The sequence below is a fragment of the Sphingomonas sp. CCH9-F2 genome (assembly GCF_001556735.1).
GTDB lineage: Bacteria > Pseudomonadota > Alphaproteobacteria > Sphingomonadales > Sphingomonadaceae > Sphingomonas > Sphingomonas ginsenosidimutans.
This window is the reverse complement of record NZ_LSJO01000185.1, coordinates 1-13,458: the sequence shown is the minus strand read 5'-3', so window position 1 is coordinate 13,458 and position 13,458 is coordinate 1. Positions and strand designations below refer to the sequence as shown.

14 protein-coding genes are annotated in these 13,458 nt (G+C 69.3%); 7 read left to right on the top strand and 7 right to left on the bottom strand.

From position 1 onward, the window contains the following. From AX685_RS05555 to AX685_RS05545, 3 genes are all read right to left on the bottom strand, one after another. Positions 1-490: glycosyltransferase (locus tag AX685_RS05555; protein WP_197418501.1), on the bottom strand; the 490-nt coding region annotated here is incomplete at its 3' end. A gap of 97 nt (positions 491-587) precedes the next feature. Continuing rightward, positions 588-1,967 (bottom strand): O-antigen ligase family protein, encoded by a 1,380-nt coding sequence (locus AX685_RS05550; RefSeq protein WP_066486248.1) that lies wholly within the window; start codon positions 1,965-1,967, stop codon positions 588-590. 69 nt (positions 1,968-2,036) lie between these two features. Then, positions 2,037-3,080, bottom strand: a complete 1,044-nt coding sequence (locus AX685_RS05545) for a glycosyltransferase (protein WP_066486246.1) — start codon at positions 3,078-3,080, stop codon at positions 2,037-2,039. Between the two features lie 92 nt (positions 3,081-3,172). Here AX685_RS05545 and AX685_RS05540 point away from each other — a divergent pair, with 92 nt between their 5' ends. After that, positions 3,173-3,919 (top strand): heparin lyase I family protein, encoded by a 747-nt coding sequence (locus tag AX685_RS05540; RefSeq protein WP_066486244.1) that lies wholly within the window; start codon positions 3,173-3,175, stop codon positions 3,917-3,919. Next, positions 3,916-5,115, top strand: coding sequence for a glycosyltransferase family 4 protein (locus AX685_RS05535; protein WP_066486243.1), 1,200 nt, complete (start codon positions 3,916-3,918; stop codon positions 5,113-5,115). Before AX685_RS05540 ends, AX685_RS05535 begins: the two co-directional genes overlap by 4 nt. A gap of 4 nt (positions 5,116-5,119) precedes the next feature. Here the strand turns inward: AX685_RS05535 and AX685_RS05530 are convergent, their stop codons facing one another. Genes AX685_RS05530 through AX685_RS05515 form a run of 4 tightly spaced genes read right to left on the bottom strand, consistent with a single transcriptional unit; the run spans position 5,120 to position 7,530 of the window. Next, the gene (locus AX685_RS05530) at positions 5,120-6,043 is read right to left on the bottom strand and encodes a glycosyltransferase family 2 protein (RefSeq protein WP_066486242.1); all 924 of its coding nucleotides are present in this window, start codon (positions 6,041-6,043) and stop codon (positions 5,120-5,122) included. Further along, on the bottom strand, positions 6,027-6,515 hold the full coding sequence (locus AX685_RS05525; RefSeq protein ID WP_197418500.1) for a glucuronosyltransferase: 489 nt from the start codon (positions 6,513-6,515) through the stop codon (positions 6,027-6,029). Before AX685_RS05525 ends, AX685_RS05530 begins: the two co-directional genes overlap by 17 nt. Then, a complete protein-coding gene (locus tag AX685_RS05520) occupies positions 6,512-6,988 on the bottom strand; it encodes a glycosyltransferase (protein WP_066486241.1) in 477 nt (158 codons plus the stop codon). The genes AX685_RS05525 and AX685_RS05520 overlap by 4 nt, the downstream gene beginning before the upstream one ends. Beyond that, entirely contained in the window at positions 6,985-7,530 is a 546-nt protein-coding gene (locus AX685_RS05515; protein ID WP_231738581.1) for a glucuronosyltransferase, read from the bottom strand. The genes AX685_RS05520 and AX685_RS05515 overlap by 4 nt, the downstream gene beginning before the upstream one ends. Before the next feature lie 414 nt (positions 7,531-7,944). Between AX685_RS05515 and AX685_RS05510 the strand changes: the two genes are divergently transcribed. The 5 genes from AX685_RS05510 to AX685_RS05490 form a co-directional block, all read left to right on the top strand. Then, a complete protein-coding gene (locus AX685_RS05510; protein WP_066486238.1) occupies positions 7,945-9,087 on the top strand; it encodes a DUF1972 domain-containing protein in 1,143 nt (380 codons plus the stop codon). Next, positions 9,087-10,412, top strand: a complete 1,326-nt coding sequence (locus tag AX685_RS05505) for an O-antigen ligase family protein (protein WP_066486237.1) — start codon at positions 9,087-9,089, stop codon at positions 10,410-10,412. The genes AX685_RS05510 and AX685_RS05505 overlap by 1 nt, the downstream gene beginning before the upstream one ends. Positions 10,413-10,416: 4 nt before the next feature. After that, positions 10,417-11,355 carry a glycosyltransferase family 2 protein gene (locus tag AX685_RS05500; protein ID WP_066486235.1) on the top strand — a complete coding sequence of 313 codons (939 nt, stop codon included), beginning with the start codon at positions 10,417-10,419 and terminating at the stop codon, positions 11,353-11,355. 1 nt (position 11,356) lies between these two features. After that, a complete protein-coding gene (locus AX685_RS05495; RefSeq protein WP_066486233.1) occupies positions 11,357-12,625 on the top strand; it encodes a flippase in 1,269 nt (422 codons plus the stop codon). After that, on the top strand, positions 12,622-13,458 hold an 837-nt coding region (locus AX685_RS05490), incomplete at its 3' end, for a glycosyltransferase (RefSeq protein ID WP_066486230.1). The genes AX685_RS05495 and AX685_RS05490, both read left to right, overlap by 4 nt.

The following is a 13,458-nucleotide window of genomic DNA, read 5'->3' as shown; positions in this document are numbered from 1 at the left end:
CGCCGTTGCCGATCACCACCACCCGCGCGGCGGGGACGCCCAGTTCGTCGCGGACGAATCCGGCCCAGCGATCGCTGAGCGCCACGACGCGCGCCGCCGAAGCGAAAAAGCGGGCGATCCTGGCGCGGCGGGCAGGGGATTGCGCGGCGAAGAAGTCGTCATAGCCGCTGCCGTGGAGGTGCAGGATGACCGGAACGCCCAGTCGCTGAGCGACGGCGGCGAACAGCGACTTGCGCGTGGTCGATCCGCGCGGCGCGACGTTGATATGGGCGACCCGGATCCGGCGCCGCGCCGCATCCCAGGCGAAGGCCGCCAGTGCGGGCGGGACGGTCAGGTGGCGGGCGATGCCGTGTTCGCGCCAGCGTGCGCGATAGACGCGGGGTTCGATATCGGGCGCGCGCTGCGCCAGCGCGGTGACGAGATATCCGACGATGCGGCCGATCCCGCCCTTCGACTCCAGGCCGTCGGACAGGATGATACCGACTGGCACCGGGGATGTCATCGAACGCCCTCTTACTCGGTTCGCCAACGGGCGACCGGCAGCGCATCTAGCCGGACTTATTGTTGTGGCGCAACAACCTGCGCGATCACGGCCGCGTCGGTGCACCGCGACGGGACGACCCGCGCCATACCGAACGGAACCGCCGCCAGGCCTGGCGCAGGCGATAGCGCAGCCCGAAATCGCCGAACAGGACGCGGTGCGCGCCGAACCAGATTGCAATCTCGCGTCCCGGCCGCCGCATCGGGCGCAGCAGCATCCCCATCGTGATCGACAGCAGCACGCCGTTGGCGCCGGTCCAGATATCGGGCGTCAGCCACGCGGTCAGCCCGACGACCATGCCGCTGAGGAACAGGGTCTCCTGCTCCGGCCGGCTCATGAACTGCGGCCGTTCCACCCCGACCACGACGATCATCGCCTGAACGCAATAGACGATCAACCCGGTCAGCCCGAACGTATACCATATGCCGATCACCCCCAGGTCGGACCAGAAGACGCCCGGTTCGCCGATGAACGCCTGCTGCGCCTTTGCGCTGGGCGCGATGCCGATGCCGGTGATGAAATGATCGGTGATGATGCGGGTGATGACGCGATAGGCACGCGCCCGCGCCGCGCCGGACGAATCGTCCGAAAACGCCGCGAAGGGGTTCCACGACGGCACCGCCACCCCCAGGATCAGCACCAGCAGCGACGCGAGCACGACCAGCGCGAGCGCGATCCGCTGCCCCCGCCGCGTGATGCGCAGCGCGTACAGCGTCGCGATCAGGAACAGGATCGCGGTATAGGCGCGCGACTGCGCCATGAACACCGCCGCCGCCGGGATCGCCGCCAGCGTCAGCCAGCGCAGGTAGCGGCGCGTTTCGCGCGCCTGCGTCAGCGCGTAGAACAGTGCGAAGGTGGAGAACATCGTCGCCAGGAACACGCGCGGCGACCGGACCCCGTCGCCGGGCAGCACGCGCACCACCGGCGCCATCGGCGCGGCGTCCGCCGGTCCCTTCAGCGCGAACGACGCCTCGCGCGCGCGTTCCCAGGCGCTGACGAAATAACCGTTGCCGGCGACATAGATCAGGCAATAGGCCAGCGCGGCGACGAACAATATCCCCATCAGCCGGTTCAGCCGCAGCGCCGGATTGGCGAACAGGGGGAAGGCGAACATCGGCGCATAGGACAGGATGACGTTGTAATTGGTCGGATAGCCGGTCAAGTCGGAGAAGACCTGGCATTGCCAGAACACCAGCAGCGCCATCATCATCGCCCACCATAGCGCCGACCACGCCCCCTGGAACGCGACCAGCAACCATCCGGCCGCCACCGATGCGGCGGTGACGCCCCCCGCCATCACGGTCATCCGGTTGCCGCCCAGCGCGGCCAGCGTCGACTGGAACAGCAGTTGCGACAGCACGAACGCACTGGCGGCGGCCAGCGCGATCCAGCCCGACAGCCTTCTGGTGATCGGCATCCGCGTCATCGGCGATGCCCTTAGCACAAACGCCGGTCGTCGCCCGGCCATGATGTGTCGCATCTGTGCCGAAAGCGACTACAGCGCGCGTCGCGCGGCCCAGGCGCCGCGCAGCATCGCGGCGGCGCGCGGCCAGCGCCGTCCGGCCACCTCGCGCAGCGCCGCGCGGGCGATCAGCATGAGGACGAGCGGGATCAGCTGCGGATGATGCCGCGCCAGGAAACGCAGCCGGCTACGGGTCATCCAGAAGGTGGACGACGGCGAGGCGAAGCCGTGGTCGTTCGATCCGGTCGTTGCCCCGACATCGTGGAACACCAGCGCACGCGCCGCAAGGCCGGGCCGATAGCGTCCGTCGCGCGTCATGCGCGTCGCCCAGTCCATCTCCTCCCAGTACAGGAAATGATCCTCGGTCATCAGCCCGACGCGGTCGATCATCGCGCGGCGCGCCAGCACCGCGGCGCCGTTGACGTAGCTGAGCCGCGCCTCGATCGCGGCGGTATCGATCGCGGTATCGGCGGGCCAGTTCTCGCCGATCTGCTCGCACCGGCCGCGATCGGCCAGGAAGTGCCCGCCGCCGACCGACTGGATACGCCCGCCGCCGGCCTCGCCGCGATAGCGCACCACCGCGCCGCACAGCCCGATCGAGGGATCCTCCTCCATCCGCGCGACGAGGTGGCGCAGCGCCTGCGCATCGACCTGCGTATCGTTGTTGAGCACCCACAGATAGGCGATCGCCGGATCGCGCAGCGCCAGCGCCAGCCCGACATTGTTGCCATAGGCATAGCCGCCGTTGCGCCCCGTCGCGACCAGCCACAGCCGCCGCGGCCCATGCGCCGCTGGCAGCGGCGGCAGCGCGCCGTCAGGATCGTCGACCCGTGCGAAACGCCAACCGTCGCCGCCGCGCGCGGCCAGTTCGGCGGTGATCGCCGCCTCCAGCCGGTCGATCGACCCGTCGCCCGAGTCATTGTCGCAGACGAAAACGTCGACCGGCGGATAGTCCTGATCCAGGACGCTGCGCAGGCAGGTCATCGTATCGGCGGGACGCCGCCAGTTGAGGATCACCACGGCCACGCGCGGTTCGTCCGTCCCGTTCGCGGGGGCGATCGCGTGGGGCATCGGCATGCCCCCTCCCTAGGATCGCGGGTTGAGGCGGGCAAGCGGTTACCGTAGACTCCGCAGTGCCTTGACGGCGGTGTTACATTCAGGAGACGGCGATGTCCGCTTATCATGTCCCGGCACGGGCGCTGGCGCTGTTCGCCTGCGCGATGCCGGCGCTGGCGGGGTGTACGTCGCCCGTTGCCGACAAGGGTCCCGGCGCGCAGGCGAGCGCCGGGCCGAAGATGAACCCGCAGAACGGCGGCGCGCGCTGGGCCTTTCGCCAGACCGGCGACGTCACGCGGTTCGAGGTGCACGCCGGCGATCGCTGGAGCGGCGACGGCACGCAGCCCAAGGAACGCTCCGAAGCCTATGCCTCCGGCAAATTGTCGCTGACGCGGCCCAACGACGTGCGCTTCGACATGATGATCGAGCCGGGGCCGCCCAGCACCGCGCCATGGCTGACGCTGGTGCAGCTGCAATCGACCTTCGACCCGGGCGAAGCGGGGCACAGCCCACCGTTTGCGATCGAACTGCGCGACGAGAAGATGCGCATCGGCAGCCGGTTCGACCCGGCGGTCATCAGCAAGGGCAACGACGCCCCCTATGAGCTGCACTACGTCGATACCGCGCCGATCCAGCGCGGTCGCTGGTATGCGATGCGCATCCAGGTGAAATTCGATCCGATGGGCGCCGGCTGGCTGAAGGTGTGGCGCGACGGCAAGCAGATCGTCGATTACGCCGGGGCGATCGGGTTCAACGACGTCGTCGGTCCGTATTTCAAGGCCGGCATCTATCGCGCGAGCGCGCGTGAGCCGATGGCGGTGCGGTTCCGCGGCATCAGGATCGGCACGCTGCCGCAATGACGGCCGCGACCGGGGCGGCTGCGCCGTCGTCGCTGTGCGTGTTCACGCGATCGTGGCGATCGTCGGGCGCGGGACTGTTCGCGCAGAGCCTGGTCGACGGGCTGCTGGCCGAGGGCGCGCAGGTAACGTTCGTCTGCCCGCCGGTCGAGAATGCGCGCTTCGAACGCCCGCGCCCCGGCCTGTGCCGCATCCGTCCGCCGCGCGAGCGCACCGGACGCGCATCGCGCCCCGCGAAGATCGTCGCGTCGCTGGCGCGGATGATCGGCGGGGCGATCGGCGTGCTGCGCGCCCGCGCGACCTGTCGCGAGGTGATTGTGACGATCCCGGATCCGCTGCTGTTCGCGGTGCCGATGCTGGCGCTGTTGCGGCTGACCGGCGCGCGGATCCTGTTTGTGGCGCACGATCCCCTGCCGCACGCCTGGGCCCTGCCGGCACGCTGGCGGCGGTGGGAGATCGCGGCGCACGGCGCCTGCTACCGGCTGGCGAGCGCGGTGGTGGTGTTGAGCGAGCCGTCGCGCGAACGGTTGCTGGCGGCGTTCCCGACACTGCGCGTGCCAGTATCGGTGATCGACCATGGCGTGTTCCTGATGGGCGATCCGGTGCCGGTGCCGGGATCGGGGATGCTGCTCGCGTTCGGCACGGTGCGGTCGAACAAGGGCGTGCTCACCGCGATCGAGGGGACCGCGATGGCAGCGCGCGACGGGCAGTCGGTCCGGCTGGTGATCGCGGGCGGCCCGCATCGCGACGAGGCGGACTATGTCGCGCGCTGCCGTGCCGCGGCGCAGGCGGCGGGCGATGCGGTCGACCTGCGGCTGGGTTATGTCGAGGATGCGGTGCTGGAGCGGCTGATCGCGGAGTGCGACGCGCTGCTGATGCCCTATGACGATTTCCATTCGCAAAGCGGGGTCGCGATCCTGGCGGCGTCGAACGCGCGGCCGATCATCGCGACGCGTGCCGGCGGGATCGCGACGCTGATCGACGAGGGGATGCCCGCGGTGGTGCTGCCGCGCCCGGCGGGTGCGGGCGACGTGGCGCAGGGGATTGCGGCGTTCATGGCCACCCCGGCGGCGGTGTGGCGGGCGCGTGCGGACGATTACCGTGCGGTGATGATGGAACGGCGGTCGTGGCCGGCGATCGCGCGCCGGTATATCGCGCTGGCGCAGCAGGTCAGCCACACGGCCAGCCTGCCGGGGTGAACGGTCAGGCGGCGCCCCCGCCGCTGCGCAGTCGCCGCCGCACGCCGTGCGGAACCGCGGCGATCAGCGCGAAGGCGAACAGCTGCCGCGCGGTCGGGCGGCCGTGGCGCACCGCGGTGCCCAGCAGCCGCCCCGCCGCGCGCACCCGCGCCCAGCCGCGTGGCGGAATGCTCTGCGACGCGACGGTCAGGCAGAAGCCGCTCAGCGCGCGCGGGGTCAGCAGCCCCCGCGTGTCCCGCGCCCAGCCGATCGAGCCTTCCCATGAATAGATCTGGCCGGTGAAATAGGTGACCAGCACGTCCGGCACGGTCGCCAGACGATAGCCGTGAGTACGCAGCGCGCGAATCGCGAATTCCCATTCCTCATGCTGCGCCGATCCGAAGCCGAGCGTATCGAACAGCGCGCGGGGCACCATCAGCGACGACGTCTGTAACATCGCCTCCCCGCCGCCCAGCCAGGTGCGACGGTCGAACAGCCATTCGTCGATCGCCTGCTTGCCGTCATAGGGGCGGGTGGGTTTCACCAGCCGCCCCTCCGGCGACACCACTTCCGACAAAGCGGTGACGATCGTGCGATCGTCCGCGAGCGCGACCTGCCGCGCGAGCTTTTCCGGGTGCCACAGGTCGTCGTCGTCCAGGAAGGCGACGAAGCGCCCCCGCGCCGCGCGCGCGCCCAGGTCGCGCGCAGGCCCTGGCCCGCCGCGCACCGGATTCACGACCAGCCGGACGCGTGGGTCGGCGTGGCCCGCGACCAGCGCCGCGGTGTCGGTGTCGCCCTGCTCGCCGGCGACGATCACCTCCAGCGGCGCATGCGTCTGCGCCAGCGCGCTGGCGATCGCGCGGGCCAGCGCGTCGGGGCGGCGATAGGTGGCGATGACGACGCTGACGCGGGTATCGGCAGCGGAGCCGACGTCAGAAGACGCTGCCATGATATTCGACCTCGCCTTCCACGGCCAGATGGCGCCATTGCGTGAAGACGCGGTGGGCGAGCCGGCGCGCCAGCCGCCCGCTGCCCGACAGCCGTTCGGCGTTGGCCATGCTGTCCACCCACAGCCCGCGCGCACCCACCAGCCGCCCGACCACCATGCAGATCAGCCCCGGTGCCGCGCCAGTCGATACCACTACGTCGGGGCGTACCTTGGCGATGATCCGCATCGCCGACCACGCGCAGCGCAGCGAACGCAGCGGGTGGTGGCGATTGGTGTCGTCGATTGCATAGCAGGGCGACAGGCCTTCGCGCTGCGCCAGCCGCACGTCGTTGGTGACGTAGGTGACGTCCATCCCCTCGAAAGCGCCACGCAGCAGCAGCATCTGTTCCCAATGGCCGCCGATCGACGCCACGGCCAGCACGCGCCGTCGCCGCGGCACATGGCCTTCCACCGGGCGCGCCGCGTCGGTCACCGGTCGTTTTCGATGAAGTCGCGGATCGCGCGCTGCAGGCGGTCGCGGGCCGGGTGCTCGTTCTCTGTCAGCGGCGGGTCGAGCGGGCGCTTCATCAGCGCGACCAGTTCCTCGGCCACACGCGCCACGTACATGCCGGACCGGCCCTCCAGCGCGGCGACCGTGGCCATCTGGTGATCGTTGCGATGTTCGCCCAGCGCGGCGCGGCGCGGGAACAGGATCACCGGCTTGCGGAACTTCTGCGCCATCACCACGGTGCCGATGCCCGCGTGCGACACGATCAACTCGGTCCGGGCGATCAGTTCGTCGAACTTCAGCGGGTCGATCAGTGCCGCATATTCCATGTTGCGCGGCTGGTACGAGCCGCGTCCCACCTGCGCGAAGACCGTCCGCCCGAGGGACGGCGCAGCTTCGTCGACGATGCGGATGAAGCGGTCGAACGGCAGCTGGGTGCCGACCGTCACCAGGATCATAGCAACGCTCCGTGGAAGGCCGGGGAATCGTCCTGGGCCAGATGTTCCCACTGCGTCACGGACAATGCCGCGAACCGACCCGCGAACGTTCCGCTCATCGACAGACGCTCCGAATTGGCGATGCTGTCCACCCAGATGGTGCGCGCACCGAACAGGCGCCCGATCAGGCCGCAGGTCAACCCGGGAAGGGCACCGGTCGTCACGACATAATGGGGACGGATGGAACGGATGACGTTCCAACACGTCCACGCACAGGCAATCGTTCGCAGCGGGCGGTGGCGGTTGGCATCAGGCAGGACATGCACCTTCGTAAGTCGTTCGCGCTCGGCAAAGCCCTCCAGCGTCGTCGCATAATGGACGTCGAAGCCCTCGAACGCTGGGCGAAGGAGCATCAACTCCTCCCAGTGGCCGCCGGCGGAGGCAACGGCGAGCAGCCGGATCGAGTGGGACGGCCGTTTCGATGGACGCCGATCCGCGGCCTCCTTGCGATTCATCGATGCCGTCGGGGCGGCGTCCGGTCGGTGGTCCGCTAACTTCGTCAAGACCCCTCCCACGCGCACGCTCCACCTTGTCGATATCCGCCGCAATCGACAAGACGTATAGTGCCTTCAACACGTTAAACCGACCTTACGAAGCACAAAGGACACACATTAGAGAGGCGACATGCGGCGGAAGCGCCGACTTATGTGTCCCGTAACACGGCTCATCATTCCCCGCTGCCGACGCGACGGAGATTGGCAAGAAACGGAAATACGACTACGGGGTTCCCGACACGCGCAACAAAGGCGGCGGAAGCTGGGGGCGGGGAAAGCGGGTGGCGCACGACGTCGCCGTGATGGGGTCACCAGCGGACTGCCCCACTCGGCGATCCGGGCGGGCCCGCACGACCTTGACGGCCGTTCCGCCGACAGCCGTCGTCAGAACGAAAAACCGGTGAAACAGTAAACGGAGACCGAATGGCCACGTCAAGTTCCCCCGGTGTCGGCGACACCCGTCATCTGGTCATTCTGGGTATTCGCGGCGTCCCGGCGGCGCATGGCGGGTTCGAGACATTCGCCGCGCGGCTGGCGCCGTGGATGCGCGACCATGGCTGGCGCGTCACGGTCTATTGCCAAGGCAGTGAAACCCGCGCGATCCATGAGGACGAGTGGGAGGGGGTGCGGCGCATCCACATCCCGGTGGGTCGCGACGGCGCGGCGGGGACGATCGAGTTCGACGTGAAGTCCGCGCGCCATGCGCTGGCCGAGCCGGGGCTGATCCTGATGCTGGGCTACAACACCGGCTTCCTGGCGACGTGGCTGCGCATCAAGGGGCGGCGGCAGGTCATCAACATGGACGGCGTCGAGTGGAAGCGCGCCAAATATTCGGCCGGCGCCAAGGCGTATCTATGGGTCAACGAACGGCTGGCCGCCGCCGCGGGCGACGTACTGATCGCCGATCATCCGTCGATCGGCGACCATCTGGCGCAACGCGCGCCGAAGGAGAAGATCGTGATGCTGCCCTATGGCAGCGACCGGATCGACGCCGCGGGGACGGCTCCGCTCGACGCGCTAGGGCTGGAGCCGGGGCGTTTCCTGACGCTGATCGCGCGGCCCGAGCCGGAAAATTCGATCCTGGAGATCGTCGAGGCGTTCTCGGCCGCACCGCGCGACGTGACGCTGGCGGTGCTGGGCAATTACAGCCCCGACAATCCGTTCCACGCGCGCGTGCGCGCCGCGGCGGGGCCGCAGGTGAAGTTCGTCGGCGCGATCTACGATCCGGCGGCGCTGGCGTCGCTGCGGTTCCATTCGCTCGCCTATATGCACGGGCATCGCGTGGGCGGAACCAACCCGTCGCTGGTCGAGGCGCTGGGCGCGGGCAACCCGGTGATCGCGCACGACAATCGCTTCAACCGGTGGGTTGCGGGGGATGCGGCGACCTATTTCGCGGACACAGCCGAATGTCGCCAGCGGATCGATGAGGTGCTGGCCGACGACGCGCGCCGCGCCGCGATGGCGGCGGCCGCGCGGCGGCGGTGGGAGGAGGCGTTCACTTGGCCGATGGTCCTGTCGGACTATCAGGCGCTGCTGGAACGGGTCGCCGACGGGGAGCCGCGCTGATGGCGCGCGCCCCCTTCCCGCCGCGCGCGGCACCGCCGCGCCGCCCGGTGGCGGCCGGTGGCGGCAACATCCTGTGGGACATCAGCGCCTTGTCGCTGGCGGGCAAGCTCGACCTGCTGGCGGTGGCGGTGCTGGTCGCTGGCTATTGCCTGCACATGTCGCTGACGATGTCGATGTTCGTCCCCGCCGCGACGCAGATCGGGCTGGTCATCGAATATGCGGTGCTGATCCTTTACGTCGGGCTGGCGATGCTGCGTGGGCGCTGGCTGGGGGCGGGGATCATCGCGCTCTATTTCGCCTTCCTGCTGGCGCAGGTGTATCATTTCCACCTGGTCGCCAGTGCGCAGTTCCGCCCGCTGGTGATGCTGTCCTTCTTCGGCCCGGTGGCGCTGGCGTTCGTGTTCCAGGTGGCGCGCGTGCCGCTGCGGTTGCTGCTCGGCACGCTGTTGCTGGGATGCGTCCTGTACACCCTCTATTACATCGTATCCGAGCCGATCGTGTCGTCCTATCGCGGGTTCGAGGCGGCGGCGGGGGTGCTGGCATCGGATGGCGAGCGCGAGCAGCGCGCGTATCTCGCCAGCCAGCTGACCGCGTTCGTCCTGTTCTTCGGGATCGCCTCGATCCGGCGGCGGCCGCTGGTGGCGGTGCCGCTGATCGCGATCGCGATCTATGCGCTGTATCTGTCGCAGTCGCGGTTCGTGCAGGTGGTGATCGTCGTCGTGTCCGCGGTGGCGATCGCCAACATGCTGCTGCCGGTGACGCGTCGCTGGACGGGCTGGGCGCTGGTCGCGGTGCTGGCGACGCTGTCGCTGTGGTCGCTGTACGGCTATATCGACGTGACGACGAACCCCTATGAGGCATTCCTGGCCGACGCCTCTGGCCGCGCCCGCTACCTGCAATATATTGATGCGCAGCCGATCGCGGCGCGGCACCTGTGGACGGGCGTGGGGCTGCCGACGTCCACCGACGAACTGCAATATTTCGTGCGACCGCGTCAGCCGTTCTTCTACACCGACCTGGGGGTGGCGGGCATCGCGTTCGTGTTCGGCCTTCCGCTGACCATCCTGATCCTGACCGCGATGTGCGGGACGATGGTGGCCGTGCCGAACCGGCTGCTGGCCGAGCAGCCGCTGGTGATGGCGCTGTTCTGGACCAACCAGAGCGGGGTGTTCGGCACGTTCTTCAACTTCACCGCGATCGGGTCCGGAGGCCTGTTTCTGGGGTTGATGCTGGTGTTGTGGATGAGGGGAGACGCGCTGAATCCGGTGTTCGGAAGCCGTCCGGAGCAGCTTCGATTGACGTCCAGGCGCGGTCTGGACGCCTGAAAGGATGCAAAAACGCATCGTCGCGGTGATCCCGCTGTACAACAAGGCCGCGACGATCAACCGCGCGCTCGCGTCGATCATGGCGCAGACGCGGCGGCCGGATGCGGTCGTGGTGGTCGATGACGGCAGTACGGACGACAGCGTGGCGCGGATCGAGCCACACTATCGCGCGCAGATCGAGCTGCTGTCGATCCCGAACGGCGGCCCCGGTGGCGCGCGCAACCGCGGCGCACGGCACGTCAAGGCGGACCTGATCGCGTTTCTGGACGCCGACGACGAATGGTATCCCGACCATCTGGACAGCGCGGCGCGCGCGCTGGCGGCGGAACCGGCCTGCGGCGCCTATGTTGCGGCCTATGACGTGGGTGCGGACAAGGCGGCGAAGCGCGAAGAGGTGCGCGCGCTGTTCCCGCGCAGCGGGGTGTGGAGCATCGCGGCGTTCCACGATCCGCGCGCGCTCAAGGCCTACATCGATTCGATCCATTCCAGCTCCACGGTCGTGCGGCGCGACGTGTTCGAGCGGCTGGGCGGCTTCTTCGACCGCGAACGCTGCACCTATGGCGAGGATGCGTGGCTGTGGCTGCAGCTCGCCTTCACGATGCCGATCTTCGTCGACCGGGACTATCGCACGCGCTTCCATGTCGAGGATTCGGCGCTGGGCCATGCGCTGGCGGGTCGCCACCCGCGCCACCCCGCGCTGCGCTTCGCCGAGGAACTGCGCACGCGCATCCCGGCGGAGCGGCGCGCCCTGCTCGATCGGCTGCTGGCCTATTACCGATTGATCGAGACCGAGAAACTGGCCGCGCGCGGCGATTGCGCGGAGGTGCCGGCGCTGCGCCGCGCCTTCCGGTTCGGCGGGCGCATTCCGCTGCGGCTGATCGCCCGCGACGCCAAGGTCCATGTCACCTGCCTGCGACGCCGTCGCGCTCCAACGAAAGCCTGACATGAGCAACGGCAACATGCGCGCGAACATCGGCTGGATGTTCATGTGGCAGATCGCGACCTATCTGTTCCCGCTGCTGACCTTCCCCTACCTGACCCGCGTCCTGGGCGCGCGCTCGTACGGCGAATTCAGCCTCAGCTTCGCGGTGGCGACCTATCTGGTGCTGCTGACCGACTGGGGGTTCGCGGTGTCCGCGCCGGCCGAAATCTCGCGCGAGCGCGACGATCCGGCGGCGGTCAGCCGGATTTTCTGGACGGTGCTGGCCAGCAAGGCGCTGCTGCTGGGGATCAGCCTGTCGCTGCTGACGATCGCGGCGCTGACGATCCCCGAGGTGCGGCAGCTGGCGCCGGTGATGTTCGCCGCCGCCGGGATGACGCTGGCCAATCTGTTCACCGTCCACTGGTGCCTGCAGGGGCTGGAGCGGATGGGCAAGTCGGCGATCGCGATGACATGCGGGCGCGGGCTGGTGGTGCCCGCCACGCTGCTGCTGGTCAAATCCCCCGACCAGGCGTGGCTGGCCGCGGCGATCCTGTCATGCGGGTCGATGATCGGCGGGCTGTTTTCCGTCCTGATGCTGCGGAGTATGAACATCATCCGCTGGCACCGGCCAAGCTGGGCGGAGATGCGCGCGCAGATCGCGCACTCCACCCCGCTGTTCGTGTCGGCGATCTCCGCCAACCTCTACACCGGCACCAATACGATCGTGCTGGGGATCACGCAGGGGCCGGTGGCGGTCGGCATCTTCGCGGCGGCCGACCGGCTGCGGATGGCGGCGCAGGCGCTGGTCAATCCGATCAACCAGGCGGTCTATCCGCGCACGTCGCGGCTGATGCACCAGTCGCGCGCCGAGGGGATGGCGTTCGCGCGCAAGCTGCTGCTGTTCCAGGGCGGGTTCACGCTGCTGATTTCGCTGACGATGTTCTTCGGCGCGGACCTCATCATCCGCATCCTGGCTGGGCACCAGTATGACGGGTCGGGGACCGTGCTGCGCATCCTGTCGCCGATCCCGTTCATGGCCGGCGTCAGCAGCGTGTTCGGGATGCAGGTGATGCTGCCGCTGGGGTTGAAGGGCAAGTACAGCCGCGTGTTCGCGGTGACCGCGGTGGTCAATTTCCTGATGGTGGTACCGCTCAGCTGGTGGGCGGGGGCGACGGGCACCGCCTGTTCGGCGCTGGCGGCGGAGACGCTATCGGTCGGCTACATGATCCTGACCGCGATGCGCCACACCGAATTCCTGGCGCGACCGGACCGTAGCGGAGCGATGGCATGAGGATCGTCCACGTCCTCCACGAATTCCCCTATCCCGCCAACAGCGGCATCCGGTGCGACATGGGACGGCGGCTGGCCGCGTTCGCGCAGCTGGGCCATCCGGTGTTCGCGATCGGCTGGCTGGCGGCCGGCGAGGTGCCGGACGCGGCCGATGTCGCGGCGTTCGAGGCGCTGACCGACGAGCGCGAGCTGCTGCGCGTCGGGGCGGGCACGGCCGAGCGGCTGCGCCGCGTGTGGAACCTGCGCCGCCACCCGTCCTACATCGCCGCGCGCATCCCCGCGCAGGCGGAGCGCGAGGCGTTGATCGAGCGCGTGTGCGCGTGGCGGCCCGACCTGATCTGGCTGGAGGGCGCGCATCCGTCGTGGCTGGCGCTGGAGCTGTCGCGCCGGCTGGGCGTGCCGCTGGCCTACCGGTCGCACAATATCGAATTCCGCTACGTCGCCGAGCAGGCGCGTCTGGCGCCCACGCTGCGCCAGACGCTGGCGCTGCGCGCGGGCACCTGGGGGCTGGAGGCGGCGGAGGCGCGGCTGCACCGCGAGGCGGCGCGCGTGTTCGATATCTCCGTCGACGACATGGCCTATTGGCGGTCGCGCGGGCTGGACAATGCCAGTTGGCTGGCACCCCAGCCGGACCCGGCGATCCTGGCGACCGCCGCCGCGCCGGAGGCGGCGCGCGACATCGACCTGCTGTTCATGGGCAGCCTGTCCAGCCCCAACAACATCGCCGGGCTGGAATGGTATTTCGAGCGCGTCCATCCGCTGGTGGCCGAGCGGCTGGGCGCTCATCGCCTGACGATCGCCGGGCGCCGCCCGCCGGCCGCGCTGGCGCAGCGC

What these genes read in the sequence shown, in the direction of transcription:
- AX685_RS05510 (WP_066486238.1), top strand. Translation starts at nt 7,945, where the DNA reads ATGGCCACGTCAAGTTCCCCCGGTGTCGGCGACACCCGTCATCTGGTC.
- AX685_RS05545 (WP_066486246.1), bottom strand. Translation starts at nt 3,080, where the DNA reads ATGCCGATGCCCCACGCGATCGCCCCCGCGAACGGGACGGACGAACCG.
- AX685_RS05550 (WP_066486248.1), bottom strand. Translation starts at nt 1,967, where the DNA reads ATGACGCGGATGCCGATCACCAGAAGGCTGTCGGGCTGGATCGCGCTG.
- AX685_RS05505 (WP_066486237.1), top strand. Translation starts at nt 9,087, where the DNA reads ATGGCGCGCGCCCCCTTCCCGCCGCGCGCGGCACCGCCGCGCCGCCCG.
- AX685_RS05540 (WP_066486244.1), top strand. Translation starts at nt 3,173, where the DNA reads ATGTCCGCTTATCATGTCCCGGCACGGGCGCTGGCGCTGTTCGCCTGC.
- AX685_RS05500 (WP_066486235.1), top strand. Translation starts at nt 10,417, where the DNA reads ATGCAAAAACGCATCGTCGCGGTGATCCCGCTGTACAACAAGGCCGCG.
- AX685_RS05520 (WP_066486241.1), bottom strand. Translation starts at nt 6,988, where the DNA reads ATGATCCTGGTGACGGTCGGCACCCAGCTGCCGTTCGACCGCTTCATC.
- AX685_RS05495 (WP_066486233.1), top strand. Translation starts at nt 11,357, where the DNA reads ATGAGCAACGGCAACATGCGCGCGAACATCGGCTGGATGTTCATGTGG.
- AX685_RS05530 (WP_066486242.1), bottom strand. Translation starts at nt 6,043, where the DNA reads ATGGCAGCGTCTTCTGACGTCGGCTCCGCTGCCGATACCCGCGTCAGC.
- AX685_RS05535 (WP_066486243.1), top strand. Translation starts at nt 3,916, where the DNA reads ATGACGGCCGCGACCGGGGCGGCTGCGCCGTCGTCGCTGTGCGTGTTC.